The sequence below is a fragment of the Methylobacterium sp. V23 genome (assembly GCF_002917135.1).
Classification (GTDB): Bacteria; Pseudomonadota; Alphaproteobacteria; order Rhizobiales; family Beijerinckiaceae; genus Methylobacterium.
In genome coordinates, this window is sequence record NZ_PDHT01000013.1 from 125,156 (window position 1) to 150,680 (window position 25,525).

Annotated in this window: 21 protein-coding genes and 1 tRNA gene; 1 reads left to right on the plus strand and 21 read right to left on the minus strand. The window is 65.5% G+C overall.

Annotation, left to right across the window (positions count from 1 at the left end):
* Positions 1-4: 4 nt before the first annotated feature.
* The 15 genes from rplB to CRT23_RS14480 form a co-directional block, all read right to left on the minus strand.
* The gene (gene rplB, locus CRT23_RS14410) at positions 5-841 is read right to left on the minus strand and encodes a 50S ribosomal protein L2 (protein ID WP_055949274.1); all 837 of its coding nucleotides are present in this window, start codon (positions 839-841) and stop codon (positions 5-7) included.
* Positions 842-868: 27 nt separating this feature from the next.
* On the minus strand, positions 869-1,165 hold the full coding sequence (locus CRT23_RS14415) for a 50S ribosomal protein L23 (RefSeq protein ID WP_018044227.1): 297 nt from the start codon (positions 1,163-1,165) through the stop codon (positions 869-871).
* On the minus strand, positions 1,162-1,782 hold the full coding sequence (gene rplD / locus CRT23_RS14420; protein ID WP_103710252.1) for a 50S ribosomal protein L4: 621 nt from the start codon (positions 1,780-1,782) through the stop codon (positions 1,162-1,164). The genes CRT23_RS14415 and rplD overlap by 4 nt, the downstream gene beginning before the upstream one ends.
* Entirely contained in the window at positions 1,782-2,507 is a 726-nt protein-coding gene (gene rplC, locus CRT23_RS14425) for a 50S ribosomal protein L3 (RefSeq protein ID WP_103710253.1), read from the minus strand. The genes rplD and rplC overlap by 1 nt, the downstream gene beginning before the upstream one ends.
* Before the next feature lie 50 nt (positions 2,508-2,557).
* Positions 2,558-2,866 carry a 30S ribosomal protein S10 gene (rpsJ, locus tag CRT23_RS14430; protein WP_018044230.1) on the minus strand — a complete coding sequence of 103 codons (309 nt, stop codon included), beginning with the start codon at positions 2,864-2,866 and terminating at the stop codon, positions 2,558-2,560.
* 90 nt (positions 2,867-2,956) lie between these two features.
* Positions 2,957-4,147 (minus strand): elongation factor Tu, encoded by a 1,191-nt coding sequence (tuf, locus tag CRT23_RS14435; RefSeq protein ID WP_055949261.1) that lies wholly within the window; start codon positions 4,145-4,147, stop codon positions 2,957-2,959.
* A gap of 69 nt (positions 4,148-4,216) precedes the next feature.
* Positions 4,217-6,292, minus strand: coding sequence for an elongation factor G (fusA, locus tag CRT23_RS14440; RefSeq protein ID WP_055954716.1), 2,076 nt, complete (start codon positions 6,290-6,292; stop codon positions 4,217-4,219).
* Between the two features lie 30 nt (positions 6,293-6,322).
* Complete coding sequence (gene rpsG, locus CRT23_RS14445; protein WP_055954713.1) at positions 6,323-6,793, minus strand: 30S ribosomal protein S7; 471 nt, start codon at positions 6,791-6,793, stop codon at positions 6,323-6,325.
* A 105-nt stretch (positions 6,794-6,898) separates the two neighbouring features.
* A complete protein-coding gene (gene rpsL / locus CRT23_RS14450; RefSeq protein WP_018044234.1) occupies positions 6,899-7,270 on the minus strand; it encodes a 30S ribosomal protein S12 in 372 nt (123 codons plus the stop codon).
* A gap of 447 nt (positions 7,271-7,717) precedes the next feature.
* Positions 7,718-11,926, minus strand: coding sequence for a DNA-directed RNA polymerase subunit beta' (gene rpoC, locus CRT23_RS14455; protein WP_055954709.1), 4,209 nt, complete (start codon positions 11,924-11,926; stop codon positions 7,718-7,720).
* A 172-nt stretch (positions 11,927-12,098) separates the two neighbouring features.
* Positions 12,099-16,223 (minus strand): DNA-directed RNA polymerase subunit beta, encoded by a 4,125-nt coding sequence (rpoB, locus tag CRT23_RS14460; protein WP_055954707.1) that lies wholly within the window; start codon positions 16,221-16,223, stop codon positions 12,099-12,101.
* 250 nt (positions 16,224-16,473) lie between these two features.
* The gene (rplL, locus tag CRT23_RS14465) at positions 16,474-16,854 is read right to left on the minus strand and encodes a 50S ribosomal protein L7/L12 (RefSeq protein ID WP_055954704.1); all 381 of its coding nucleotides are present in this window, start codon (positions 16,852-16,854) and stop codon (positions 16,474-16,476) included.
* A gap of 57 nt (positions 16,855-16,911) precedes the next feature.
* Positions 16,912-17,442 (minus strand): 50S ribosomal protein L10, encoded by a 531-nt coding sequence (rplJ, locus tag CRT23_RS14470; protein WP_055954702.1) that lies wholly within the window; start codon positions 17,440-17,442, stop codon positions 16,912-16,914.
* Between the two features lie 566 nt (positions 17,443-18,008).
* Positions 18,009-19,634: a B12-binding domain-containing radical SAM protein gene (locus CRT23_RS14475; protein WP_055954697.1), complete on the minus strand. Its 1,626-nt coding sequence runs from the start codon at positions 19,632-19,634 to the stop codon at positions 18,009-18,011.
* A gap of 191 nt (positions 19,635-19,825) precedes the next feature.
* Positions 19,826-21,157, minus strand: coding sequence for a PLP-dependent aminotransferase family protein (locus CRT23_RS14480; RefSeq protein WP_348628856.1), 1,332 nt, complete (start codon positions 21,155-21,157; stop codon positions 19,826-19,828).
* Positions 21,158-21,244: 87 nt separating this feature from the next.
* Between CRT23_RS14480 and CRT23_RS14485 the strand changes: the two genes are divergently transcribed.
* The gene (locus CRT23_RS14485) at positions 21,245-21,484 is read left to right on the plus strand and encodes a hypothetical protein (RefSeq protein ID WP_146056388.1); all 240 of its coding nucleotides are present in this window, start codon (positions 21,245-21,247) and stop codon (positions 21,482-21,484) included.
* 61 nt (positions 21,485-21,545) lie between these two features.
* On the opposite strand, the gene rplA is transcribed toward CRT23_RS14485, so the two are convergent.
* The 6 genes from rplA to tuf (CRT23_RS14515) all read right to left on the minus strand — a co-directional run bounded on the left by rplA (position 21,546) and on the right by tuf (CRT23_RS14515) (position 25,525).
* Complete coding sequence (rplA, locus tag CRT23_RS14490) at positions 21,546-22,244, minus strand: 50S ribosomal protein L1 (protein ID WP_055954688.1); 699 nt, start codon at positions 22,242-22,244, stop codon at positions 21,546-21,548.
* Between the two features lie 12 nt (positions 22,245-22,256).
* Positions 22,257-22,706 (minus strand): 50S ribosomal protein L11, encoded by a 450-nt coding sequence (rplK, locus tag CRT23_RS14495; protein ID WP_018044245.1) that lies wholly within the window; start codon positions 22,704-22,706, stop codon positions 22,257-22,259.
* A gap of 217 nt (positions 22,707-22,923) precedes the next feature.
* The gene (nusG, locus tag CRT23_RS14500; RefSeq protein ID WP_056218143.1) at positions 22,924-23,457 is read right to left on the minus strand and encodes a transcription termination/antitermination protein NusG; all 534 of its coding nucleotides are present in this window, start codon (positions 23,455-23,457) and stop codon (positions 22,924-22,926) included.
* Between the two features lie 66 nt (positions 23,458-23,523).
* Entirely contained in the window at positions 23,524-23,826 is a 303-nt protein-coding gene (gene secE / locus CRT23_RS14505) for a preprotein translocase subunit SecE (RefSeq protein WP_055954682.1), read from the minus strand.
* Positions 23,827-24,042: 216 nt separating this feature from the next.
* A tRNA-Trp gene (locus CRT23_RS14510) sits at positions 24,043-24,119 on the minus strand.
* Positions 24,120-24,334: 215 nt separating this feature from the next.
* The gene (gene tuf / locus CRT23_RS14515; protein WP_103710256.1) at positions 24,335-25,525 is read right to left on the minus strand and encodes an elongation factor Tu; all 1,191 of its coding nucleotides are present in this window, start codon (positions 25,523-25,525) and stop codon (positions 24,335-24,337) included.

Genomic DNA, 25,525 nt, shown 5'->3' on the forward strand with positions numbered 1-25,525 from the left:
GGCGTTACTTCTTACGGTTATGACGGCTGGACAGGATGAAGACGTCGGTCCGCTTGTTCGAGCGGGTCTTCTTCCCCTTCGTGGGAACGCCCCAAGGCGTGACCGGGTTACGGCCGCCGGAGGTACGTCCCTCACCGCCGCCGTGCGGATGGTCGACCGGGTTCATGGCGACGCCGCGCACGTGCGGGCGCTTGCCGAGCCAGCGGTTGCGGCCGGCCTTGCCGAGCGAGATGTTCATGTGGTCCGGGTTCGAGACCGCACCGACGCTGGCGAAGCACTGACCGTGGACCAGGCGCTGTTCGCCCGAGTTCAGGCGGAGCGTGACGTAGCCCTGATCGCGGCCGACGATCTGGGCGTAGTTGCCGGCGGAGCGGGCAATGGCGCCGCCCTTGCCGATCTTGAGCTCGACGTTGTGGACGATCGTGCCCACGGGCATGTTGCCGACCGGACCGGCATTGCCGGGCTTGATGTCGACCTGCTCGGCCGCGATCACCTTGTCGCCCGGCGACAGGCGCTGCGGAGCCAGGATGTAGCTCTGCGTGCCGTCGGGGAAGGCGATCAGCGCGATGAATGCGGTCCGGTTCGGATCGTACTCGATCCGCTCGACCGTGGCGGACACGCCCATCTGCTCGCGACGCTTGAAGTCCACGTTGCGGAGCGTGCGCTTGTGACCGCCGCCACGGAAGCGGACCGTGATGCGGCCGAGGTTGTTGCGGCCGCCGGACGACGACTTGCCCTCGGTGAGCTTCTTGACCGGCTTGCCCTTGTAGAGCTCACGGCGGTCGACGAGCACGAGCTGGCGAAGGCTCGGCGTGACCGGTTTGAATGTCTTCAAGGCCATCGGTGGTAATCCTTAACCCGACTTGTCTCAGAGGCCGGTCGTGACGTCGATCGTCTCACCCTCGGCGAGGGTTACGATCGCTTTCTTCACGTCCGAACGCTGTCCGCGAAGTCCGCGGAAGATCTTCTTCTTGCCCTTGGTGACGAGCGTGTTCACGCCCGTGACCTTGACGTCGAACAGCTTCTCGACCGCTTCCTTGATCTGCGGCTTGGTCGCCTTCGGGGAAACCCGGAACACGACCTTGTTCTGTTCGGTGAGGTTCGTCGCCTTCTCGGTGATGACCGGGGAGACGATGATATCGTAGTGGCGCGGATCGGCACTCATTGAAAACGCGCCTCCAGCGCATCGATCGCTGCGCGGGTCAGCACGAGCTTCTCGCGACGCAGGATGTCGTACACGTTGATGCCCTGGATCGGCAGCACGTCGATCTGCGGGATGTTGCGGGCGGCGCGTGCGAAGTTCACGTCCACCTCGGCACCGCCAATGATCAGGGCGCTGGACAGGCCCATCTTCTCGAAGCGCTCGACGAGCGCCTTGGTCTTGCCCTCGGCGAGCTTCACGTCGTCGACGATGATGAGGGTCGAATCCTTCACCTTCGCGGAGAGCGCGTGCTTCAGGGCGAGCGCACGGACCTTCTTGGGCAGATCGTGAGCATGGCTGCGCACGACCGGACCGAAGGCGCGTCCACCACCGCGGAACTGCGGGGCGGAGGCTGCGCCGTGACGGGCGTTACCGGTGCCCTTCTGCTTATACAGCTTCTTGCGCGTCCGGTTCACATCCGAGCGGTTCTTGACCGCATGGGTGCCGGCCTGACGCTTGGCGAGCTGCCAGCGCACCATGCGCTGGAGCAGATCGGCCCGGGGCTCGAGACCGAAGATGGTCTCGTCCAGGTCGACGGAACCGGCACCGGCGCCATCGAGCGTGGAGATATCGAGCTTCATCACGCGTTCTCCTCGGAAGCGGGAGCCTCGGTGGCGGGAGCGGAAGCGCCCTGCTCACGGAACTTGCCCGGCTGCGGAACGTCCGCGGGGAGCTTACGCTTCACCGCGTCGCGGATCTGGATCCAGCCGCCGGCGACACCCGGAACGGCGCCCTCGACGAGGATGAGGCCGCGCTCAGGATCCGTACGCACGACGCGCAGGTTCTGGGTTGTGACCCGGTCGACGCCCATGTGACCGGGCATCTTCTTGTTCTTGAAGGTCTTGCCCGGATCCTGACGGCCACCGGTCGAACCGATCGAGCGGTGCGAGATGGACACGCCGTGGGTGGCGCGCAGACCGCCGAAGTTCCAGCGCTTCATACCGCCGGCGAACCCCTTACCCGTGGTGGTGCCCGTCACGTCGACGAACTGGCCCGGGATGAAGTGATCGGCGGTGATCTCGGCGCCGACCGGGATCAGCTTGTCCTCGGACACGCGGAACTCGGCGAGCTTCTGCTTGGGCTCGACCTTGGCGACCGCGAACCGGCCGCGCTCGGCAGCCGACACGTTCTTCACCTTGGCTTTGCCGACGCCGACCTGAAGGGCGACGTAGCCGTTCTTCTCGACGGTACGGTGGGCAACCACCTGGCATTGATCGATTTTGAGCACTGTGACGGGGACATGTTCGCCTGCATCCGTAAAGATGCGGGTCATGCCGACCTTCTGTGCGATGACGCCTGAGCGCATAGGTGTCTCCCTCGCGCGATTCTACGGTAAGCTCTAAATCCCCGCGGGACTTAGAGCTTGATCTCCACGTCCACGCCGGCGGCGAGGTCGAGCTTCATCAGCGCGTCCACGGTCTGGGGCGTCGGATCGACGATATCGAGGACGCGCTTGTGGGTGCGCATCTCGAACTGCTCGCGCGACTTCTTGTCGATGTGCGGCGAGCGGTTGACGGTGAACTTCTCGATATGCGTCGGCAGCGGGATGGGACCACGGATGGTGGCGCCGGTGCGCTTGGCCGTCGAGACGATCTCGCGGGTCGACGCATCGAGGATGCGATGGTCGAACGCCTTGAGGCGGATACGAATATTCTGACCGTTCATGACCTGAAACCTTGGCGGGGCGATGGTGGGGCGGGCGCGAGGACCCGCCCCTCAATCGTTCCCTGCAGACGTGACCGTTGGGACGGACGATTACTCGTTGATGGCGGCGACGACGCCGGCGCCGACGGTGCGTCCGCCTTCACGGATGGCGAAGCGCAGCTTCTCTTCCATGGCCACCGGCACGATCAGGGTGACGTCCATGGTCACGCTGTCGCCGGGCATCACCATCTCGGTGCCCTCGGGCAGCACGCACACGCCGGTCACGTCCGTGGTGCGGAAGTAGAACTGCGGGCGGTAGTTGGTGAAGAACGGCGTGTGGCGGCCGCCCTCCTCCTTGGTCAGGATGTAGGCCTCGGCCTTGAACTTGGTGTGGGGCTTGACCGAGCCGGGCTTGCACACGACCTGGCCGCGCTCCACGTCCTCGCGCTTGGTGCCGCGCAGCAGCACGCCGACGTTGTCGCCGGCCTGGCCCTGGTCGAGCAGCTTGCGGAACATCTCGACGCCCGTGACCGTCGTGGTCTGGGTGTCGCGGATGCCCACGATCTCCACCGTCTCGCCGACCTTGACGATGCCGCGCTCGACGCGACCCGTCACCACCGTGCCGCGGCCCGAGATCGAGAACACGTCCTCGATGGGCATCAGGAACGGCTTGTCGATCGGACGCTCCGGCTGCGGGATGTAGGCATCCACGCTCGCCATCAGCGCCAGCACCGCGTCGTGGCCGATCGCCTTGTCGCCGTTGTCCAGCGCCACCTTGGCCGAGCCCTTGGTGATCGGGATGTCGTCGCCCGGGAAGTCGTACTTCGAGAGGAGCTCGCGCACCTCCATCTCCACGAGCTCGAGGAGCTCGGCGTCGTCCACCAGATCGACCTTGTTCAGGAACACCACCAGGGCCGGCACGCCGACCTGACGGGCCAGCAGGATGTGCTCGCGGGTCTGGGGCATCGGGCCGTCGGCCGCCGACACCACCAGGATCGCGCCGTCCATCTGCGCCGCGCCCGTGATCATGTTCTTCACGTAGTCGGCGTGACCGGGGCAATCCACGTGCGCGTAGTGCCGGTTCGTGGTCTCGTACTCCACGTGCGCCGTCGAGATCGTGATCCCGCGCGCCTTCTCCTCAGGCGCCTTGTCGATCTGGTCGTACGCCGTGAACGTCGCCCCGCCCGTCTCGGCCAGAACCTTCGTGATCGCCGCCGTCAACGACGTCTTGCCGTGATCCACGTGACCAATCGTGCCAATGTTGCAGTGCGGCTTCGTACGCGCGAATTTCTCTTTGGCCATGATAGCCTCCGTCTGATCTGATGTTGCGTCTGAAGGGATGCGGGTGGCGCCCCGTGGGGTGCCGCCGTCTTAGGCGTACTTGGCGACGACCTTCTCGGCCTCGCCGCGCGGCACCTCTTCGTAATGGTCGAACTGCATCGTGAAGTTGGCGCGGCCCTGGGAGAAGGACCGCAGCTGGTTCACGTAGCCGAACATGTTGGCCAGCGGCACCATCGCGTTGATGACGTTCGCATTGCCGCGCATGTCCTGGCCCTGGATCTGGCCACGGCGGGAGTTGAGATCGCCGATCACCGAACCGGTATACTCTTCCGGCGAGACGACCTCGACCTTCATCACCGGCTCAAGGAGCACCGAACCACCCTTCTGGAGGGCTTCACGGAGCGCCGCACGGGAGGCGATTTCGAAGGCGAGGGCTGACGAATCGACGTCGTGATAGGCACCGTCGATCAGCTCGACCTTGATGTCGACGACCGGGAAGCCTGCCAGGATGCCCGCACCCAGAACCGAGTTCAGACCCTTTTCGACGCCGGGAATGTACTCCTTGGGCACCGTACCGCCGATGATCTTCGACGAGAACTCGAAGCCCTTGCCGGGCTCGTTGGGCTCGACGATGAACTTCACCCGAGCGAACTGACCGGTACCACCGGTCTGCTTCTTGTGGGTGTAGTCGATCTCGGTGCGCTTGGTGAGCTTCTCACGATAAGCGACCTGAGGCTGACCGATATTCGCGTCGACCATATAGGTACGGCGCAGGATATCGACCTTGATGTCGAGGTGGAGCTCGCCCATCCCGCGAAGAATGGTCTGGCCCGACTCCTGGTCCGTCGAGACCCGGAACGACGGGTCCTCGGCAGCAAGCTTGGCGAGGGCGATGCCGAGCTTCTCCTGATCGGCCTTCGACTTGGGCTCGACGGCGATCTCGATGACCGGCTCCGGGAACTCCATCTTCTCGAGGATGACGGCGTCCTTCGGGTCGCACAGGGTGTCACCCGTCCGCGTCTCCTTGAGACCGGCCAGCGCGACGATGTCGCCCGTGAAGGCTTCCTTCACGTCCTCGCGGTTGTTGGCGTGCATGAGCAGCATGCGACCGACGCGCTCTTTCTTGTCGCGCGACGAGTTGATGACGTTGGCGCCCGACTCGATCTTGCCCGAATAGACGCGGCAGAACGTGATCGTTCCGACGTGCGGATCGTCCATGATCTTGAACGCGAGCATGGAGAAGGGATCGCTGTCCGACGGATGACGGACGATCTCTTCCTCGGTCTTGAAGTCGAGGCCCTTGATCTCGCCGCGATCGGCGGGGGACGGCAGGTAATCGACGACGGCATCGAGCAGGGGCTGCACGCCCTTGTTCTTGAAGGCCGAACCGCAGAGCACCGGATGGAACGCGCGGCGCTGAACGGCGGTGCGGACGAGGCGGTGCATCGTCTCGGCATCGGGCTCGACGCCGTCGAGGTAGGCCGACATGGCGTCGTCGTCCATCTCGACGCAGGCCTCGACCAGCTTGATCCGGTACTCGGCGGCCTGGTCAGCGAGGTCGGCCGGGATCTCCGTCTCGGAGAAATCGGCACCGAGCTTCTCGGAGGTCCAGACGATAGCCTTCATCTTGATCAGGTCGATGACGCCCTTGAAGGTCGTCTCGGCGCCGATCGGCAGCTGCAGGCACACCGGCTTGCCGGCGACGCGATCAATGATGTCGGCCACGCATTTGAAGAAGTCGGCACCGATCTTGTCCATCTTGTTGACGAACACGACGCGGGGCACGTCATACTTGTCGGCCTGGCGCCAGACGGTCTCGGTCTGCGGCTCCACGCCCTGGTTGCCGTCGAGCACGCAGACCGCGCCGTCGAGCACCCGGAGCGAGCGCTCCACTTCGATGGTGAAGTCCACGTGGCCGGGGGTGTCGATGATGTTCAGACGCTTGTCGCGCCAGAAGCAGGTCGTCGCGGCGGACGTGATCGTGATGCCACGCTCCTGCTCCTGCGTCATCCAATCCATCGTCGCGGCGCCGTCATGGACTTCGCCGATCTTATGGGACTTGCCGGTGTAGTAGAGGATCCGCTCGGTGGTCGTGGTCTTGCCGGCATCGATGTGAGCCATGATGCCGAAGTTGCGGTAGTCCTCGATCGCGTGCGTGCGGGGCATCGGATTGCTCCTGAAAGGGTCCGGGTCCGCTTACCAGCGGTAGTGCGAGAAGGCGCGGTTGGCTTCGGCCATCCGGTGGGTGTCTTCACGCTTCTTCACGGCGTTGCCGCGGTTGTTGGCGGCGTCGAGCAGTTCGGCGGACAGGCGCTCGACCATGGTGCGGTCGTTGCGGCCGCGGGCCGCCTGGATGAGCCAACGGATGGCGAGAGCCTGACGGCGCTCGGTGCGCACCTCGACGGGGACCTGGTAGGTCGCGCCGCCGACGCGGCGGGAGCGCACCTCGATCGCCGGAGCGACGTTCTCGAGAGCGGCGCGGAAAACCTCGATCGGGTTTGCACGGGCGCGGTTCTCGACGATGTCGAAGGCGCCGTAAACGATGCGCTCGGCGGTCGACTTCTTTCCCTCGTACATGATCGAGTTCATGAACTTGGTCAGCACGATGTCCCCGTACTTCGGGTCCGGGATGATCTCACGCTTCTCGGCAGAATGGCGGCGGGACATCGCTCGCTCCGTCTTAAACTTGGTCTTCTTGAAACCACCCTGCGCAGGCCGCCTTGAGCCTCTGGGAGGCCGGCGACATCCTTACAGGGTGCGCGAATATCGGTCTTACTTCGGACGCTTGGCGCCGTACTTGGAGCGGCGCTGCTTACGACCCTTGACGCCCTGCGTGTCGAGCACGCCGCGCAGGATGTGGTAGCGCACGCCCGGAAGGTCCTTCACGCGGCCGCCGCGGATCATCACCACGGAGTGCTCCTGAAGGTTGTGGCCCTCGCCCGGGATGTAACCGATGACCTCGAAGCCGTTGGTCAGACGAACCTTGGCGACCTTGCGGAGCGCGGAGTTCGGCTTCTTCGGTGTCGTCGTGTAGACGCGGGTGCAGACGCCACGCTTCTGCGGGCAGGCGTCGAGCGCCGGCACCTTGTTGCGGCTCTTCTGCGCCTTGCGCGGCTGAGCGATCAGCTGGTTGATCGTCGGCATGCCAATCCTCTCGAAACGCGTCACCTGCGTCGGTGACCGTCGAAATCCAAATCTCGTTCTGGCCGGCCCCGGCATCGCACATGACTGTGCGACGAAACGCAAAACCGCGCCCCAGGCTGATGTCAGCCTTTGGCGCGCCGTTGCAAGCAGAGGATCACCTGCATCGAAGCAAGCGATCGTGCCGGGCTGACACGTGTTCGTCTGTTGAAGTCGGATGCGTTTAGGAAGCCTGGATCGAGGCTCTGGGCCTCACGATCGATTGCTGCCTACGGCCAGCCGTTCAATGAGGGCCTGATAGAGGCGGATTCGCCCCGCGTCAACCCATTCTGTTACAAGTTCATGAAGTTGCGGGCCCTGGGTGGACCGTCAATCCTCATCGATGACGTCCAACAAAAAGGGGCCGCCCCATGGGCGGCCCCTTCTGGTTCAAGGCACTGGGTCGTCGGCTTATTCGGCCGCGGGGGGCAGCTCGGAGAGAGGCTGCGCCCCGCTCTCGGCCGCCTTCTGCTGCAGGATGAGGTTGTCGCGACGCCGCGCCACGGCGCGGATCTCGGCAGCCATGGAGCCCGTCCCGGCGGGGATGAGCGAACCGACGATGACGTTCTCCTTGAGGCCTTCGAGATAGTCGATCTTGCCGTTGACGGCCGCCTCAGTGAGCACCCGGGTGGTCTCCTGGAACGAGGCCGCCGAGATGAACGACTTCGTCTGCAGGCTCGCCTTGGTGATGCCGAGGAGGACCGGCACGCCGACGACCGGCTTCTTGCCCTCGGCAAGCAGCTTCTCGTTGACCTCCGCCAGCTCCGTCCGGTCGATCTGGTCGCCGGTGAGGATGTCGGAATCCCCGCCGTCGGTGATCTCGACCTTCTGCAGCATCTGCCGGACGATAACCTCGATGTGCTTGTCGTTGATCGACACGCCCTGGAGCCGGTAGACCTCCTGGATCTCGTTGACGAGGTAGGCAGCGAGCTCCTCCACGCCCTTGATCGCCAGGATGTCGTGCGGCGCCGGGTTGCCGTCGACGATGTAGTCGCCAAGCTCGACCACGTCCCCGTCCTGAAGGTGGATGTGCTTGCCCTTCGGGATCAGGTACTCGACCGCCTCCGACCCGTCATGCGGCGTCAGCGTCAGACGGCGCTTGTTCTTGTAGTCGCGACCGAACTGGATCGTGCCCGACTTCTCCGCGATGATGGCCGCGTCCTTCGGACGACGGGCCTCGAACAGCTCCGCCACCCGCGGCAGACCGCCGGTGATGTCGCGGGTCTTGGCCGAGTCGGCCGAGACACGGGCGAGGATGTCACCGGCCTTCACCTTCGCGCCCGGATCGTAGCCGATGATGGCGTCGACGGGCAGGAAGTAACGGGCATCCGAACCGCGCGGCAGCTTCATCGGCTTGCCGTCGGCATCGAGCACCAGCATGGCCGGCTTGAGGTCGGCGGTGCGGGCCGTCCCACGCCAGTCGATGACAACGCGCTTGGCGATGCCGGTCGACTCGTCGGTGGTCTCGGTGATCGACTGGCCGTCGATCAGGTCCTCGTAGGCCACCACGCCGTCCGTCTCGGTGATGATCGGGCGGGTGTAGGGGTCCCACTCGGCGATGCGCTGGCCGCGCTTGACGGTGTCCCCCTCGTCCACGCGGAGCTTCGCGCCGTATTGCAGGCGGTGGTTCGCGCGCTCGGTTCCGTCGGACCCGACGATGACGATGGAGACGTTACGGCCGGTGGCGATGAGATCGCCGTCCGAGTTCCGCGCCAGGGCGCGGTTGCGGATCTTGATCGTGCCCTCGAAGCTCGACTCGATGAAGGACGAGTCGGAGATCTGGGCGGCGCCACCGATGTGGAAGGTACGCATGGTGAGCTGGGTGCCCGGCTCGCCGATGGACTGTGCCGCGATGACGCCGACGGCCTCGCCCATGTTGACGGGCGTGCCGCGGGCGAGATCGCGCCCATAGCAGGTGGCGCAGACGCCGCTCTTGGTGGCGCAGACGAGCACCGACCGGATCTTGACCTCCTGGATCCCGGCGGCCTGGATGGCCGGCAGGTGCTTCTCCTCGATGGTCTCGTTCGTCTTGACGATCACCGTGCCGTCGAGGGCCACGAGGTCCTCGGCCGTGGCGCGGCCGAGGATGCGGATGGCGAGCGGAGCCACGACCTGGCCCGCATCCACGATGGCGCGCATGCGGATGCCGTTGGTGGTGCCGCAATCGACCTCGCGGATGACCGCGTCCTGCGCCACGTCGACGAGACGACGGGTCAGGTAGCCCGAGTTTGCGGTCTTCAACGCCGTGTCCGCGAGGCCCTTGCGGGCGCCGTGGGTGGAGTTGAAGTACTCGAGCACGTCGAGGCCTTCCTTAAAGTTCGAGATGATCGGCGTCTCGATGATCTCGCCGGAGGGCTTGCTCATCAGACCGCGCATGGCGGCGAGCTGGCGCATCTGCTCGCGGGAGCCGCGGGCGCCGGAATTCGCCATCATGTAGACCGAGTTGACCTGCTTGTCGGTCCCGTTCTCGTCCTTCTGAACCGCGGAGATCGCGGCCATCATCTCGTCCGCCAGGCGGGCCGAGCACTTGCCCCAGGCATCAACGACCTTGTTGTACTTCTCACCCTGGGTGATCAGGCCGTCGTTGAACTGCTGCTCGAACTCCTTGACCAGATCGCGGGTCGACCCGACGATCGACCACTTGTTCGCCGGCACGACCATGTCGTCCTTGCCGAACGAGATGCCGGCCTTGAACGCGTGGTTGAAGCCGAGCGCCATGATCCGATCACAGAAGATCACCGACTCCTTCTGACCGCAGTGGCGGTAGACGGTGTCGATCATCGCGGAGATCTCCTTCTTGGTCATCAGCTTGTTGACAACATCGAAGGGAACTTTGGCGTGCTGCGGCAGGGCCGTGGACAGGATCACCCGGCCCGGCGTGGTGTCGTAAGTCTTCGTCAGCGGCTCCCCGTCGGGACCGATGCCGTTCCAGCGCCAGCGGATCTTGGTGTGCAGCTTGACGGTCTTGGCCGCCAGAGCGTGCTCCAGTTCGCCGATGTTGCCGAAGACGCCCTGCATCGGGTTCTGCTTGTTGGTCGGGTCGAAGGCGCCGATCGCCCCCTCGGCCACGATCGACAGGTAGTAGAGGCCGAGCACGATGTCCTGCGACGGCACGATGATCGGGTGACCGTTCGCCGGGTGCAGGATGTTGTTGGTCGACATCATCAGAACGCGCGCTTCCAGCTGAGCCTCGAGGCTCAGGGGGACGTGCACGGCCATCTGGTCGCCGTCGAAGTCCGCGTTGAAGGCGGTGCAGACCAGCGGGTGCAGCTGGATCGCCTTGCCCTCGATCAGCTTCGGCTCGAAGGCCTGAATGCCGAGACGGTGCAGGGTCGGCGCACGGTTCAGCATCACCGGATGCTCGCGGATCACCTCATCGAGGATGTCCCAGACCTCCGGCTTCTCCTTTTCGACGAGCTTCTTGGCCTGCTTCACCGTGGCGGAGAAGCCCTTGGCGTCGAGGCGCGCGTAGATGAACGGCTTGAACAGCTCCAGCGCCATCTTCTTCGGCAGGCCGCACTGATGCAGCTTGAGCTCCGGACCGACGACGATGACCGAACGGCCGGAATAGTCGACGCGCTTGCCGAGAAGGTTCTGGCGGAAGCGGCCCTGCTTGCCCTTCAGCATGTCGGCGAGCGACTTCAGCGGACGCTTGTTGGCGCCGGTGATGACGCGGCCGCGGCGGCCGTTGTCGAACAACGCGTCCACCGCTTCCTGAAGCATGCGCTTCTCGTTGCGGATGATGATGTCGGGCGCGCGCAGTTCGATCAGCCGCTTGAGGCGGTTGTTGCGGTTGATGACGCGGCGGTAGAGGTCGTTCAGATCGGACGTGGCGAAGCGTCCGCCGTCCAGGGGAACGAGCGGGCGCAGATCCGGCGGGATCACCGGCACCACGGTGAGGATCATCCACTCGGGCTTGTTGCCCGACATCTGGAAGGCCTCGATGATCTTCAGGCGCTTGAGGAGCTTCTTGGGCTTCAGCTCGGAGGTGGTGGTCGCGATCTCCTCGCGAAGCGCATCGGCGATGCCGTCGAGGTCGAGCTCCTGCAGGATCCGGCGGATGGCCTCGGCGCCGATCATGGCGGTGAAGCTGTCCTCGCCGTACTCCTCCTGGGCGCGCAGGTACTCCTCCTCCGACAGGAGCTGACGCTCCTTGAGGGGGGTGAGGCCCGGCTCGATGACGCAGTAGGATTCGAAGTACAGGATCCGCTCGAGGTCCTTGAGGGCCATGTCGAGCAGCAGGCCGATGCGCGAGGGCAGCGACTTCAGGAACCAGATGTGGGCGACGGGGGCGGCGAGCTCGATATGGCCCATGCGATCGCGCCGCACGCGCGCGAGGGTCACCTCGACGCCGCACTTCTCGCAGATGACGCCCTTGTACTTCATGCGCTTGTACTTGCCGCACAAGCACTCGTAATCCTTGATCGGTCCAAAGATACGCGCGCAGAACAGGCCGTCACGCTCTGGCTTGAACGTGCGATAGTTGATCGTCTCGGGCTTTTTGATTTCGCCGAAGGACCACGAGAGGATCTTCTCCGGCGACGAGATCGAAATCTTGATCTGGTCGAAGCTCTGGGGCTGAGCCTGCTGGTTGAAAAGATTCATGACCTCTTGGTTCATGATCTACTCCTGCTGACGAGGCGCACCCTCCGCCGAGGGGCTGACCGCGTGCTGAAAACGGATGCGGCGCGACGACCGGCCGGATCGTCGCTGACCGTAGAATGGGAGGCCCTGCCCCTCCCCGCTCGGACCGCGCCGGGGTCGAACCCGGCGCGGGAGCGTGATGCGGTGGTTATTCGGCCGCCTCTGCGGGCGGCTCGATCTGGTCGTTGGCGAGCTTCTTCGAGGAGGTGAGCTCCACGTTGAGGCCCAGCGAGCGCATCTCCTTGACGAGCACGTTGAACGACTCGGGGATGCCGGCCTCGAAGGTGTCGTCGCCGCGCACGATGGCCTCGTAGACCTTGGTGCGGCCGGCAACGTCGTCCGACTTGACCGTGAGCATCTCCTGCAGCGTGTACGCCGCGCCATAGGCTTCGAGCGCCCAGACCTCCATCTCGCCGAAGCGCTGACCGCCGAACTGTGCCTTTCCACCCAGCGGCTGCTGCGTGACGAGGGAGTACGGGCCGATCGACCGGGCGTGGATCTTGTCGTCCACCAGGTGGTGCAGCTTCAGCATGTAGATGTAGCCCATCGTGACCTTGCGGTCGAAGGGCTCACCCGAGCGGCCGTCATAGAGGGTCGACTGGGCCGACCGGTCGAGACCGGCCATTTCCAGCATCTGCTCGATGTCGGCTTCCTTGGCGCCGTTGAACACCGGGGTCGCCATCGGCACGCCGCGGCGTACGTTGTTGGCAGCCTCGGCCAGTTCGTCGTCGGACAGACCTTCGAGCTCGGACGGCGAGTAGATCGCCTTCATCTCGTCGCGGAGCGGCTCGATGTCCTGGCTGCGAAGGTAGGCGTCCACGGCCTGGCTGACCTTGCGGCCGAGGCCGGCTGCGGCCCAGCCCAGATGGGTCTCGAGGATCTGACCGACGTTCATGCGCGAGGGCACGCCGAGCGGGTTCAGCACGATGTCGGCATGCGTCCCGTCCTCCAGGAACGGCATGTCCTCGATCGGCACGATCCGGGAGACGACGCCCTTGTTGCCGTGGCGGCCGGCCATCTTGTCGCCGGGCTGGATCTTGCGCTTCACCGCCACGAAGACCTTGACCATCTTCATGACGCCGGGCGGGAGTTCATCGCCGCGCTGCAGCTTCTCGACCTTGTCGAGGAAGCGCTGCTCGAGGCGCTTCTTCGACTCGTCGTACTGCTTCTGCATCGCTTCCATCTCGGTCATGAGACGGTCGTCGATGACGGCGAACTGCCACCACTGCGAACGCGGATACTCGCTGAGGAGCTCACGGCTCAGTGTGGTCTCCTTCTTGAAACCCTTCGGACCCGCGATGGGTGCCTGGCCGATGAGGACCGTGGCGAGACGCGCGTAGGTGTTGCGATCCAGGATCGCCTGCTCGTCGTCACGGTCCTTCGCGAGGCGCTCGATCTCCTCGCGCTCGATCGCCTGGGCGCGCTCGTCCTTGTCGACGCCGTGGCGATTGAACACCCGGACCTCGACGATCGTGCCGGTCACGCCCGGGGGAACCCGAAGCGAGGTGTCGCGCACGTCAGACGCCTTCTCGCCGAAGATGGCGCGGAGGAGCTTTTCCTCCGGCGTCATCGGGCTCTCACCCTTCGGCGTGATCTTGCCGCACAGGATGTCGCCGGCGTGAACCTCGGCACCGATATAGACGATGCCGGCTTCGTCGAGGTTCTTGAGCGCCTCTTCCGAGACGTTCGGGATGTCGCGAGTGATCTCTTCCGGACCGAGCTTGGTGTCTCGGGCCATCACCTCGAACTCCTCGATGTGGATCGAGGTGAACACGTCATCCTTCACGATCCGCTCGGAGAGCAGGATCGAGTCCTCGAAGTTGTAGCCGTTCCACGGCATGAACGCGACGAGCACGTTCCGACCGAGAGCGAGCTCGCCGAACTCGGTGGAGGGACCATCGGCGATGATCTCACCTTTCTTCACGGCCTCGCCGACGCGCACCAGCGGCTTCTGCGTGATGCAGGTCGACTGGTTTGAGCGCTGGAACTTCTGCAGGCGATAGATGTCGACGCCGGGCTTGTTGGCGTCGGCCTCCTCGGTGGCCCGGATGACGATACGGGTGGCGTCCACCTGATCGACGATGCCGGTGCGGCGAGCCGCGATGGCGGCGCCGGAATCGCGAGCGACGACGGCCTCCATGCCGGTGCCGACGAAGGGCGCGTCGGCGCGAACCAGCGGCACCGCCTGGCGCTGCATGTTCGAGCCCATCAGCGCACGGTTCGCGTCATCGTTCTCGAGGAACGGAATGAGCGCGGCCGCGACCGAGACGAGCTGCTTCGGCGACACGTCCATGAGGTCGACGCGATCCGGCGGCACGACGATCACGTCACCGGCCCGACGGCAGACCACCAGGTCCTCCGTCAGCTTGAAGCTCTCGTCCATCTGCGCGTTGGCCTGGGCGACGTAGTACTTCGCCTCCTCCATCGCCGACAGGTAGGCGACGTCGGTGGTGACGACGCCGTCCTTCACCCGCCGGAACGGGGTCTCGATGAAGCCGTACTTGTTCACCCGCGCGAAGGTGGCGAGGGAGTTGATCAGGCCGATGTTCGGGCCTTCCGGCGTCTCGATCGGGCAGATGCGGCCGTAATGAGTCGGGTGCACGTCGCGCACTTCGAAGCCGGCGCGCTCGCGGGTGAGACCGCCTGGGCCAAGCGCCGAAAGGCGACGCTTGTGCGTCACTTCCGAGAGCGGGTTGGTCTGGTCCATGAACTGCGAGAGCTGCGACGAGCCGAAGAACTCGCGCACGGCCGCGGCCGCGGGCTTCGCGTTGATGAGGTCCTGCGGCATCACCGTGTCGATGTCGACGGAGGACATCCGCTCCTTGATGGCACGCTCCATGCGGAGCAGGCCGAGGCGGTACTGGTTCTCCATCAGCTCGCCCACCGAACGCACCCGGCGGTTGCCGAGGTGATCGATGTCGTCGATCTCGCCCTTGCCGTCGCGCAGGTCCACCAGGGCCTTGACGACCGCGAGCATGTCCTCCCGGCGGAGCGTCCGCACGGTGTCCTCGGCGTCGAGGTCGAGACGCATGTTCATCTTCACGCGGCCGACGGCCGAAAGGTCGTAGCGCTCGGGGTCGAAGAACAGCGAGTGGAACATCGCCTCGGCGGTGTCGAGGGTCGGCGGCTCACCGGGACGCATGACCCGGTAGATGTCGAACAGCGCGCCTTCGCGGCCCGAGTTCTTGTCCACCGCGAGGGTGTTGCGGATGTAGGGGCCGACGTTGATGTGGTCGATATCGAGCAGCGGCAGCTCGGAGATGCCGACCTCTTCCAGGCTCTTCAGGAGCTTGTCGGAAATCTCGTCGCCGGCTTCCGCCCAGATCTCGCCGGTCTTGGCGTTGACCAGGTCCTCGGCGATGTACTGGCCGATCAGATCCTCGTCGGTCGCCTTGAGGAACTGCACGCCGCGCTCGGCGATCTGCCGGGCGTTACGGGCGTTCAGCTTCTTGCCGGCCTCGAGCACGACCTCGCCGGATTCCGCGTCGATGAGATCGACGGAGGCCTTGAAGCCCTTCAGGCGCTCGGCGTCGTAGGGCACGCGCCAGTCGGTGCCGTCGCGGTCGTAGACCACCCGGTTGTAGAAGGTCGACAGGATCTCTTCGCCGTCGAGGCCGAGGGCGAACAGCAGCGACGTCACGGGCAGCTTGCGCTTCCGGTCGATGCGGACGTGCACGATGTCCTTGGCGTCGAACTCGACGTCGAGCCAGGAGCCGCGATACGGGATGATGCGCGCGGCGAACAGGAGCTTGCCCGAGGAGTGGGTCTTGCCCTTGTCGTGGTCGAAGAACACGCCCGGGGAGCGGTGCATCTGCGAGACGATGACGCGCTCGGTACCGTTGACGATGAAGGTGCCGTTCTCCGTCATCAGGGGCATGTCGCCCATGTAGACGTCCTGCTCCTTGATGTCCTTCACCGACTTCGCGCCGGTATCGGGATCCACATCGAATACGATGAGGCGCAGCGTGACCTTGAGCGGGGCCGCGAAGGTGATGCCGCGCTGGCGGCACTCGTCGACGTCGTATTTCGGCTGCTCGAACGTGTACTTCACGAACTCGAGCAGGGCCGTCGAGGAGAAGTCCGAGATCGGGAAGACCGACTTGAACACGGTCTGCAGGCCTTCGTCGCCCCGTCCGCCTTCCGGCTCATCCATGATCAGGAACTGGTCGTAGGACGCCTTCTGAACCTCAATGAGGTTCGGCATCTCGGCGACTTCCTTGATCTTGCCGAAGAATTTGCGAATCCGCTTGCGACCGACCAGCGTGTTGGCCATGGGTGACCTCGCTCCTACGTCCCGCGTACCGGGTGCCCGGGGAAGGCGTCTGCCTCCCGCGACCAGGCTTCAGGCCCGCCCCGCCGGACGACGCCCTCCCGAACTGAAAATCCCGTGGCCCTTGCGTGGGCCGGTCGGGCCGCCCTGAAGCGACCATGGCCCACGGGTGGGAACCCGCGGGCCGTTGGTGCCGTCAGGCCCAAACGGACCGGACGGAGGGTGATGGGCCGGAACGGCCCATCCAAGCGTCTTACTTGAGCTCGATCTTGGCGCCAGCCTTCTCGAGCTGGGCCTTGAGCTTCTCGGCCTCTTCCTTGTTGACGGACTCCTTGACGGCCTTCGGAGCGCCCTCGACGAGGTCCTTGGCTTCCTTGAGGCCGAGGCCGGTGATCGCGCGGACCTCCTTGATGACCTCGATCTTCTTGTCGCCAGCGGCGGTCAGCATGACCGTGAACTCGGTCTGCTCCTCGGCGGCGGCGGCAGCGCCACCACCGGCAGCCGGACCGGCGGCCACGGCGACGGCAGCGGCAGCCGAGACGCCCCACTTCTCTTCGAGCATCTTGGCGAGGTCGGCAGCCTCGAGAACGGTCAGCGAGGACAGGTCGTCGACGAGCTTGGCAAGATCAGCCATGGTGGTATTCCCTTGGATATCGGTTTGAACGGATGGGTTGAGAAGGGCGATGCGGCCTCAGGCCGCTTCGCTCTGAGCCTCGTCCTTGGTGGCATAGGCCCCGAACACGCGGGCGAGCTTGGCCGCCGGTGCGTTGACGACCTGGGCGATCTTGGTCGCGGGAGCCTGGATGAGGCCCACGATCTTGCCGCGCAGTTCGTCGAGGGACGGCAGCGAGGCGAGCGCCTTCACACCGTCCGGGTTCAGGGCAGTCGTGCCCATGGCGCCGCCGAGGATCACGAGCTTGTCGTTGACCTTGGCGAAGTCCACCGCAACCTTGGCGGCCGCGACCGGATCGCTCGAATAGGCGAGCAGGGTCGGACCCTTCAGGAGGGGCTTGATGGAGGCGACGTCCGTGCCATCGAGAGCGATGTTGGCGAGGCGGTTCTTGGTGACCTTCACGGTGGCACCGGCCTGCTTCATCTGCGAGCGCAGCTTCTGCATGTCGGCGACCGTGAGGCCCTTGTAGTGGGCCACGACGACAACGGCGGTGTTCGCGAACACGCCGTTGAGCGTCGAGACGAGATCAGCTTTGGCTGTCCTGTCCACTGGGGCTCTCTCCGGTTGGCGGAACCCGAGAACGGGTCCGCCGGTTGCACATGCCGCCCGGGACGGAACTCGGCTTAACAAGAAGCCGGAACGTCCTTGGCGACGCTTCACGGCCCTGTCCCCTACCGCCCCCCGGAACGGGTGGACGACATGGGTGAGATGGTTCAAACCGATGCCTCACCTCTTCCGCGCGATGCGAACCCGGTGAGGGCAGTAGAATTTCGGTCTTCCCAGTCTGTGCAGGCTTGCGGATTAAGCCGGTGACCCGGCGCCTGCAGTCTCGGACAGGACATGGCCGGACGAAGCTCAGAAGGGGTTTTATGCCCCTCAAAGCCTTCCGGCCAACACCACCTGGTTGCCCAGGCGATCTTTCAATCGGAATACGACCGATCGGTCGATTCCTTTCGCATGTGTGAAAACGTTGAGCGGGGTCTATAGAGCCTTGCAAGCAGCCTGCCAAGTGCCCCGGGGTAATTATTCCGTCGCAGGAAGCGCTTTTTCCTTGACGGCGCAGGCGGTGCCGGAGCGCGATCCGGCACCGCCCGCAGAAGGGCCGTAACGCCCTGTCAGGTCGGCAGGAATTTGCGTGCGGCCCGCCACCATGGCTCGCGGGCATTGTGCTTCTGCTCGGCCTTGGCGGCGTAGAACGAGGCGTTGTGCTCGCCGCGCAGGGCCTCCCGAGTAAAGCGGATGAGGTGGTGGGCGACGAAGCCCATGTTGAACACCGCTTCGATCTGACCACGCTTCAAGGCATGGCCGGCCGCTCGCCAGAACACCCGTCGGTAATCGGACAGCAACCCGACGCGCACCGCGATGTTGAAGCCCAGCACGAGGCCGCGGCGCAGATTGGTTCGGGTGAGCTTCCCCTTCACCGGCGTCTTGATCCGGTTCGGGTAGGTCACCTCGACCTGATGCCGGAAGCGCTCGAAGATTTGGGCCGGCTCATAGGCATGGGCGATGGCCCGGCGCCAGGAGGCCACGACGTCGTCGTGCGGGCGCTTGAACAGCACGTTCGATTCGAGGGCCGCATCGTGGACGAGGCGGTTCTCGCGGGTGAGACGATCCCAGAGCGGCGTCTTCGGCAACGCCTGCAGCAGGTTCATCGTCAGCACCGGCACGGCCGACTTGTCGATGAAGTCGATGAGTTTCTGCTCCGACTGATCGGTGTCGGTATCGAGGCCGAGGATGATGCCCGATGTCACTTCGAGGCCGTAGCGGTTCAGGGTCTCGATCGCCTCGTACATCGGCACGGCGGCGTTGTGCTTCTTGTCGATTCCCGCGAGGGCGTCCTCCTCCGGCGTCTCGATGCCGACGAACACTGTCATGAAGTTGGCCTGCCGCATCAGCTCGAGGATGTCGGGCTGCTTGGCCATGTTCAGGGTCGCCTCGCAGGCGAACTGGAGCGGATAATCGTTCTTCTTCTGCCACGCCACGAGGTGGGGCAGCATGTCCTTCGTGGCCTTGCGGTTGCCGATGAAGTTGTCGTCGACGAAGTAGACCACCGCCGGATGGCCGGGTTGGGCGATGATGGCATCGAGCTCGCCGAGCATCTGCTCGGGGCTCTTCAGGCGCGGCTGGCGGCCGTAGAGCTGCGGGATGTCGCAGAACTCGCAGCGATAGGGGCAGCCCGAGGAGAATTGCAGGGACCCGATGAGGTAGCGCTTGAGGGGCGCCGCCTCGTAGGCCGGGGCCGGGAAGTCGGAGAGCGGCAGACGCTCCTTGGTTTCCAGGCGAACCTGCGTCGCCGGAATCGAAACGTCCCGGTCGAGAATCTTCACGAGCTCGTCGGTGGCGTCACCGATCTCGCCGAGATGCAGGTAGTCGAATTCGGGATACTGCTCGGGGGAGCCGGAGACCGAGGGTCCACCCAGCGCCGTCACCTTCCCGGCCGCGTGGGCCCGGGCATAGATGTCCCGGATCTGCGGGGCCTGGATGTGCATGCCGGACACGAACACCGCGTCGGCCCAGGCGAAGTCCGCCGCGCCAGCCCGGGCGATGTTCTCGTCGATGAACCGATACTCCCACGACTCGGGCATGTAGGCCGCGATCAGCAGGAGCCCCTGCGGGGGCATGAAGGCCTTCACGCCGCCCATGAGGGGGTAGGCGTGAGAGAAGGTCCCGAAGGACGGCGTGTAGGCGGGAAAGACGCACAGGATGCGTCGCTTCGAGGTCACGGAGAGGGAGCATCGCATGACTGCATACCTAGCACAGGCCTACGCGAAGGCGTCACCCTCCGATGTTGTTTTCTTAAGCGTTCCGAGCATCGTCCGCCCCGGCGCCCGAGCGGGCCGCGCGTCCCTCACGGCTCTTTGATCGTGACGCCGCCTGAACCGTCGCTCCGTCGCTGCTGGGGAAGGCGGGGTCCGCGTGCACTGGCTGGTCGTTATTCGACCTGACTGTCATCCCCGTCACCGACCAAGCGTCCCAGTATTTCCAGGGCGACGGTCAGCCGGTCCGGGGATGGCGATCCGAGGGCGAGTCGGACCCCGTTCGGCGCCGGGTCCGGACCGACCGCGAAGGCGCTGGCCGGCGAGACGGCAACGCCGTTGCGTGCGGCCGCCATGGCGAAGCGCTCCGGTGTCCACGGGTCGGGAAGTCCGAGCCAGAGGTGATAGGCCCGTGGATCGCCCTGGAGGTCGAGACCCCTCAGCACCGCCCGCGCCAGGGTCTGCCGGGCGGCTGCGTCGACGCGCTTGGCGGCCCCGAGGCGTCCGGCGAGCCCATCCCCGATCACGTGCAGGGCCATGGCGAGAGCCAGGCCGTTGGCTGTCCAGGCGCCGTTGCGAATGGTGCGGGCAAGGCGCTCGACTAGGGCGGGCGGAGCGGCGACAAACCCCAAGGTCAGCCCGGGCGCGACCCGCTTCGACAAGCTGTCGACAAGGATCACGCGATCCGGGGCCAGGGCCGCCAACGGCGCCTCGTCGCAAAGGAAGCCGTAGACGGCGTCCTCGATGGCGATGATGTCGTGCCGTTCGAGGAGGCGGGCGATCGCCCCTCGGCGCTCAAGGCCCATGGTATGCCCAAGCGGGCTCTGCAGCACGGTCTGAAGATAGACGGCGCGGAGGGGCGCTGCCTGATGGGCGGCCACGAGAGCGTCGGGCCGTACACCGTCCGCATCGACCGCGAGGGGCACGAGGGTGATGCCGAGGCGGGCGGCGATGCCTTTGATCACCGGATAGGTCAGTGCCTCGACGCCGATGCGATCGCCCGGCCGTGCCAGGGCTGCCATGGCGGCGGCGATGCCCTGGCGGCCGGCCCCGGTGAACAGCACCTGCTCCGCGCCCGCTTTCCAGCCTCCACGGGTGAAGAATTGTGCCGCGAGCGCCCGGACCTCGACGGATCCGGCCGGCCGGACGGGGGGGAAGGCCGCGTCCAAGGCTGCCGGCGTGATCAGCGTTGCCAAGCTCGCAGCGAGGTCGGCCGACTGGTGCGGCAGGACCGAGAACACGTGCTCCAGATTGATCGGGCCCGGCGCATCCTCCGACAGCAGAGCCGCGACGGATGTCGCCGGCGCGCGGATGAACGTGCCCCGGCCGACTTCCCCGGAGACGAGGCCGCGTCGCGTCAGCTCGGCATAGACCCGGCTCGCCGTGGAGACGGCGATCCCACGCTCGAAGGCAAATTGGCGCTGCGGCGGCAGCCGCGTGCCGGCGGGCAGCGCACCGGAGGCGATCTCGGCAGCAATGCCATCGGAGATCGAGCGGAAATCCGTCACGGGCACATTGATCCGAGTGCAATGTTTTCATTGATCGGAAATTGATTAGGATCAATGAGGAAGTGCAACACGACGGAGGACTCCGGTATGGCAGTCAGCGACGATCTTGATTTAGCCTTGACGCTGGAGGGACAAGGCCAGGAGTCTCAGCACCGTAGCGCGGTGAGGTTCACGTTGGCGAGTCTCATTGCTCTGATGATGCTCTGGCGTCGGCGCTCGGAGGGCCGTCGTGCAATACGCTCCATGACCTCGGAGCAATTGCGCGATCTTGATCTCGATGTCGCGGCCCTGCGTCGGGAATCCGATAAGCCGTTCTGGCGCGCCTGAGCACAAACGAAAACGCCCGGCCGCAAGGCCGGGCGCTTCCACAGGGTTCTGATTCGGACGATCAGACGGTGAGCACGCTCGCGGGCTCGACCTTCACGCCCGGACCCATCGAGGAGGTCACCGCGACGCGCTGAACGTACTGTCCCTTGGCGCCGGCTGGCTTGGCCTTGGAGACCGCGTCGGCGAAGGCCTTGATGTTCTCGACGAGCTTGTCGGCGTCGAACGAGACCTTGCCGATGCCGGCGTGGATGATGCCGGCCTTCTCGACGCGGAACTCGACCGAGCCGCCCTTGGCGCCGGCGACGGCACCCTTCACGTCCATGGTCACGGTTCCGACCTTCGGGTTCGGCATCAGGCCGCGCGGGCCGAGCACCTTGCCGAGACGGCCGACGAGCGGCATCAGGTCGGGCGTCGCGATGCAGCGATCGAACTCGATCTTGCCGCTCTGGACGATCTCGAGGAGGTCCTCGGCGCCCACGATGTCGGCGCCGGCGGCCTTGGCCTCGTCGGCCTTGGCGCCGCGGGCGAACACTGCCACCCGCACCGTGCGGCCGGAGCCGTTGGGCAGGTTGCAGACGCCGCGGACCATCTGGTCAGCGTGGCGCGGATCGACGCCGAGGTTCATCGAGATCTCGACGGTCTCGTCGAACTTGGCGCTGGCCTTCTCCTTCACGAGCTTGATCGCTTCGTCGATGGGATAGAGCTTGAGCGCGTCGATGCCCTCGCGGGCGGCGCGGATGCGCTTGCCTTCGTGTGCCATTGTGCCCTCCCCTTAAGCGACGACGTCGAGGCCCATGGCCCGCGCGGAGCCACGGATCATGGCGACGGCGGCGTCAACCGAGTCGCAGTTCAGGTCGGGCATCTTCTTCTCGGCGATCTCGCGCAGCTGCGCCTCGGTCACCTTGCCCACCGTCGGGCCCTTGCCCGGGGTCTTCGAGCCGGAAGCCGGCTTCTTGCCGATCTTCAGGCCTGCGGCCTTCTTCAGGAAAAAGGTCACCGGCGGCTGCTTCATCTCGAAGGTGAAGGAGCGGTCCTGGTACGCCGTGATGACGACCGGGATCGGCGTGCCCTTCTCGATCTGGGAGGTCTTCGCGTTGAAGGCCTTGCAGAATTCCATGATGTTGAGGCCGCGCTGACCGAGCGCGGGGCCGATGGGCGGCGACGGGTTCGCGGCGCCGGCCGGAACCTGAAGCTTCACGTAGCCCGTGATCTTCTTTGCCATAGGGACTGCTCCCAAAGAATGCCCGGCATCCGGCTGGCCTCAGCGCGAACGGAACGGGCGGTTGCAGGTCGCGGTTCGGCCCGTGGACCCCGGCGGCGAACCGGGCGGGCCTCCCGCGTGTGACACCGTCACGAGGGACGGTGGCTCCACGCCCGGCCTGGACCGAGCGGGAAGACGCAGAGCGAGCCGGCGACGGCTCGCTCGAAATCGAGCTGGATCAGACCTTCTCGACCTGTCCGTACTCGAGCTCGACCGGCGTCGCGCGGCCGAAGATCGAAACGGCGACCTTGAGGCGCGAACGGCTCTCGTCGATTTCTTCGACGGTGCCGTTGAAGGAGGCGAAGGGACCGTCCGACACCCGGACCGTCTCGCCGATCTCGAAGGACACGGAGGGCTTGGGACGATCGACGCCCTCGGCAACCTGCCCCTTGATGCGCTCGGCCTCGGCATCCGGGATCGGAACCGGCTTCGACTTGTCGGCGCCGAGGAAGCCCGTCACCTTGGGGGTGTTCTTGATGAGGTGGTAGACCTCGTCGGTCAGGTCGCACTTCACCAGGACGTAGCCGGGGAAGAACTTGCGCTCCGCATCGACCTTGCGGCCACGGCGCACCTCGACGACCTTCTCGGTCGGAACCATGACCTCGTCGAACAGCTCCATCAGGCCACGCTGGGCCGCCTGATCCTTGATGGACTGCGCGACCTTATTCTCGAAATTCGAGTAGGCGTGGACGATGTACCAGCGCTTCGACACGGTTCTCACCAAATCCTGACGTCAGTCAGCCCGATCGCACCGCAGCGCGCCCGGGCCGAGAAGTTGTTAGGCGCCGACCCCGAGGATCAGGGTCACGAGATAGCGCAGCGCCTGGTCCACCACCGTGAAGAAGATGCTCGCCACCACCACCATGATGAACACCATCACGGTGGTCACGACGGTCTCCTTGCGGGTCGGCCACGTGACCTTGCGGCCCTCGTCGCGAACTTGGCTCAGGAACTCGGCCGGGCCGACGCGCTTCTGCGCGGGACGCGCGGGCGGAGTCGCCCGAGGGGGCGTCGGCGTGGTGGAACCGCGCTGCGGGGTGCGCGCGAGATCCACTTTCTTCGATGCTTCGTTCGATGCCATGGCGCCAACAACAGGGAGATCGGCCCGAGCTTCGGGAAAGCGCGACGCGGCGGCTCCGGAGAGGAGCCTGCATCGACGGCTTTCATCGATCTCGGAAGGCGACCGCTCTAACGCAAGTCGCCGGGCTTGTCGACTGCGCCCAGCCGGACTTCGCGGAGTAGCGATCTGCTGGAAAGGAAGGGGGCTGGGAGGGTCGACAGGTCTGATGCGGCCAAATGGCAGGAGTGGAGGGACTCGAACCCGCAACCTCCGGTTTTGGAGACCGGCGCTCTGACCAGTTGAGCTACACTCCTATGCAGAGGACGAGTCCTCCGCCGCGGCGCTGCTATAGACCGGTCGGGACGCCTTCGCAATGGCCAAACCGCGTCGTCGGCGAAGAACCTTTGTGAGGGTTCTCCGGCCGGCGCCGACCTCGAAAACGACGGCGGCGCCCCGGATGATCCGGGGCGCCGCGTCGGTCTCGTATCCCCTGTCGGAGCGCCCGGGAGGGGCGCCCGACGGCGGACGATTACTCGTTGATGGCGGCGACGACGCCGGCGCCGACGGTGCGTCCGCCTTCACGGATGGCGAAGCGCAGCTTCTCTTCCATGGCCACCGGCACGATCAGGGTGACGTCCATGGTCACGCTGTCGCCGGGCATCACCATCTCGGTGCCCTCGGGCAGCACGCACACGCCGGTCACGTCCGTGGTGCGGAAGTAGAACTGCGGGCGGTAGTTGGTGAAGAACGGCGTGTGGCGGCCGCCCTCCTCCTTGGTCAGGATGTAGGCCTCGGCCTTGAACTTGGTGTGGGGCTTGACCGAGCCGGGCTTGCACACGACCTGGCCGCGCTCCACGTCCTCGCGCTTGGTGCCGCGCAGCAGCACGCCGACGTTGTCGCCGGCCTGGCCCTGGTCGAGCAGCTTGCGGAACATCTCGACGCCCGTGACCGTCGTGGTCTGGGTGTCGCGGATGCCCACGATCTCCACCGTCTCGCCGACCTTGACGATGCCGCGCTCGACGCGACCCGTCACCACCGTGCCGCGGCCCGAGATCGAGAACACGTCCTCGATGGGCATCAGGAACGGCTTGTCGATCGGACGCTCCGGCTGCGGGATGTAGGCATCCACGCTCGCCATCAGTGCCATCACCGCGTCGTGGCCGATCGCCTTGTCGCCGTTGTCCAGCGCCACCTTGGCCGAGCCCTTGGTGATCGGGATGTCGTCGCCCGGGAAGTCGTACTTCGAGAGGAGCTCGCGCACCTCCATCTCCACGAGCTCGAGGAGCTCGGCGTCGTCCACCAGATCGACCTTGTTCAGGAACACCACCAGGGCCGGCACGCCGACCTGACGGGCCAGCAGGATGTGCTCGCGGGTCTGGGGCATCGGGCCGTCGGCCGCCGACACCACCAGGATCGCGCCGTCCATCTGCGCCGCGCCCGTGATCATGTTCTTCACGTAGTCGGCGTGACCGGGGCAATCCACGTGCGCGTAGTGCCGGTTCGTGGTCTCGTACTCCACGTGCGCCGTCGAGATCGTGATCCCGCGCGCCTTCTCCTCAGGCGCCTTGTCGATCTGGTCGTACGCCGTGAACGTCGCCCCGCCCGTCTCGGCCAGAACCTTCGTGATCGCCGCCGTCAACGACGTCTTGCCGTGATCCACGTGACCAATCGTGCCAATGTTGCAGTGCGGCTTCGTACGCGCGAATTTCTCTTTGGCCAT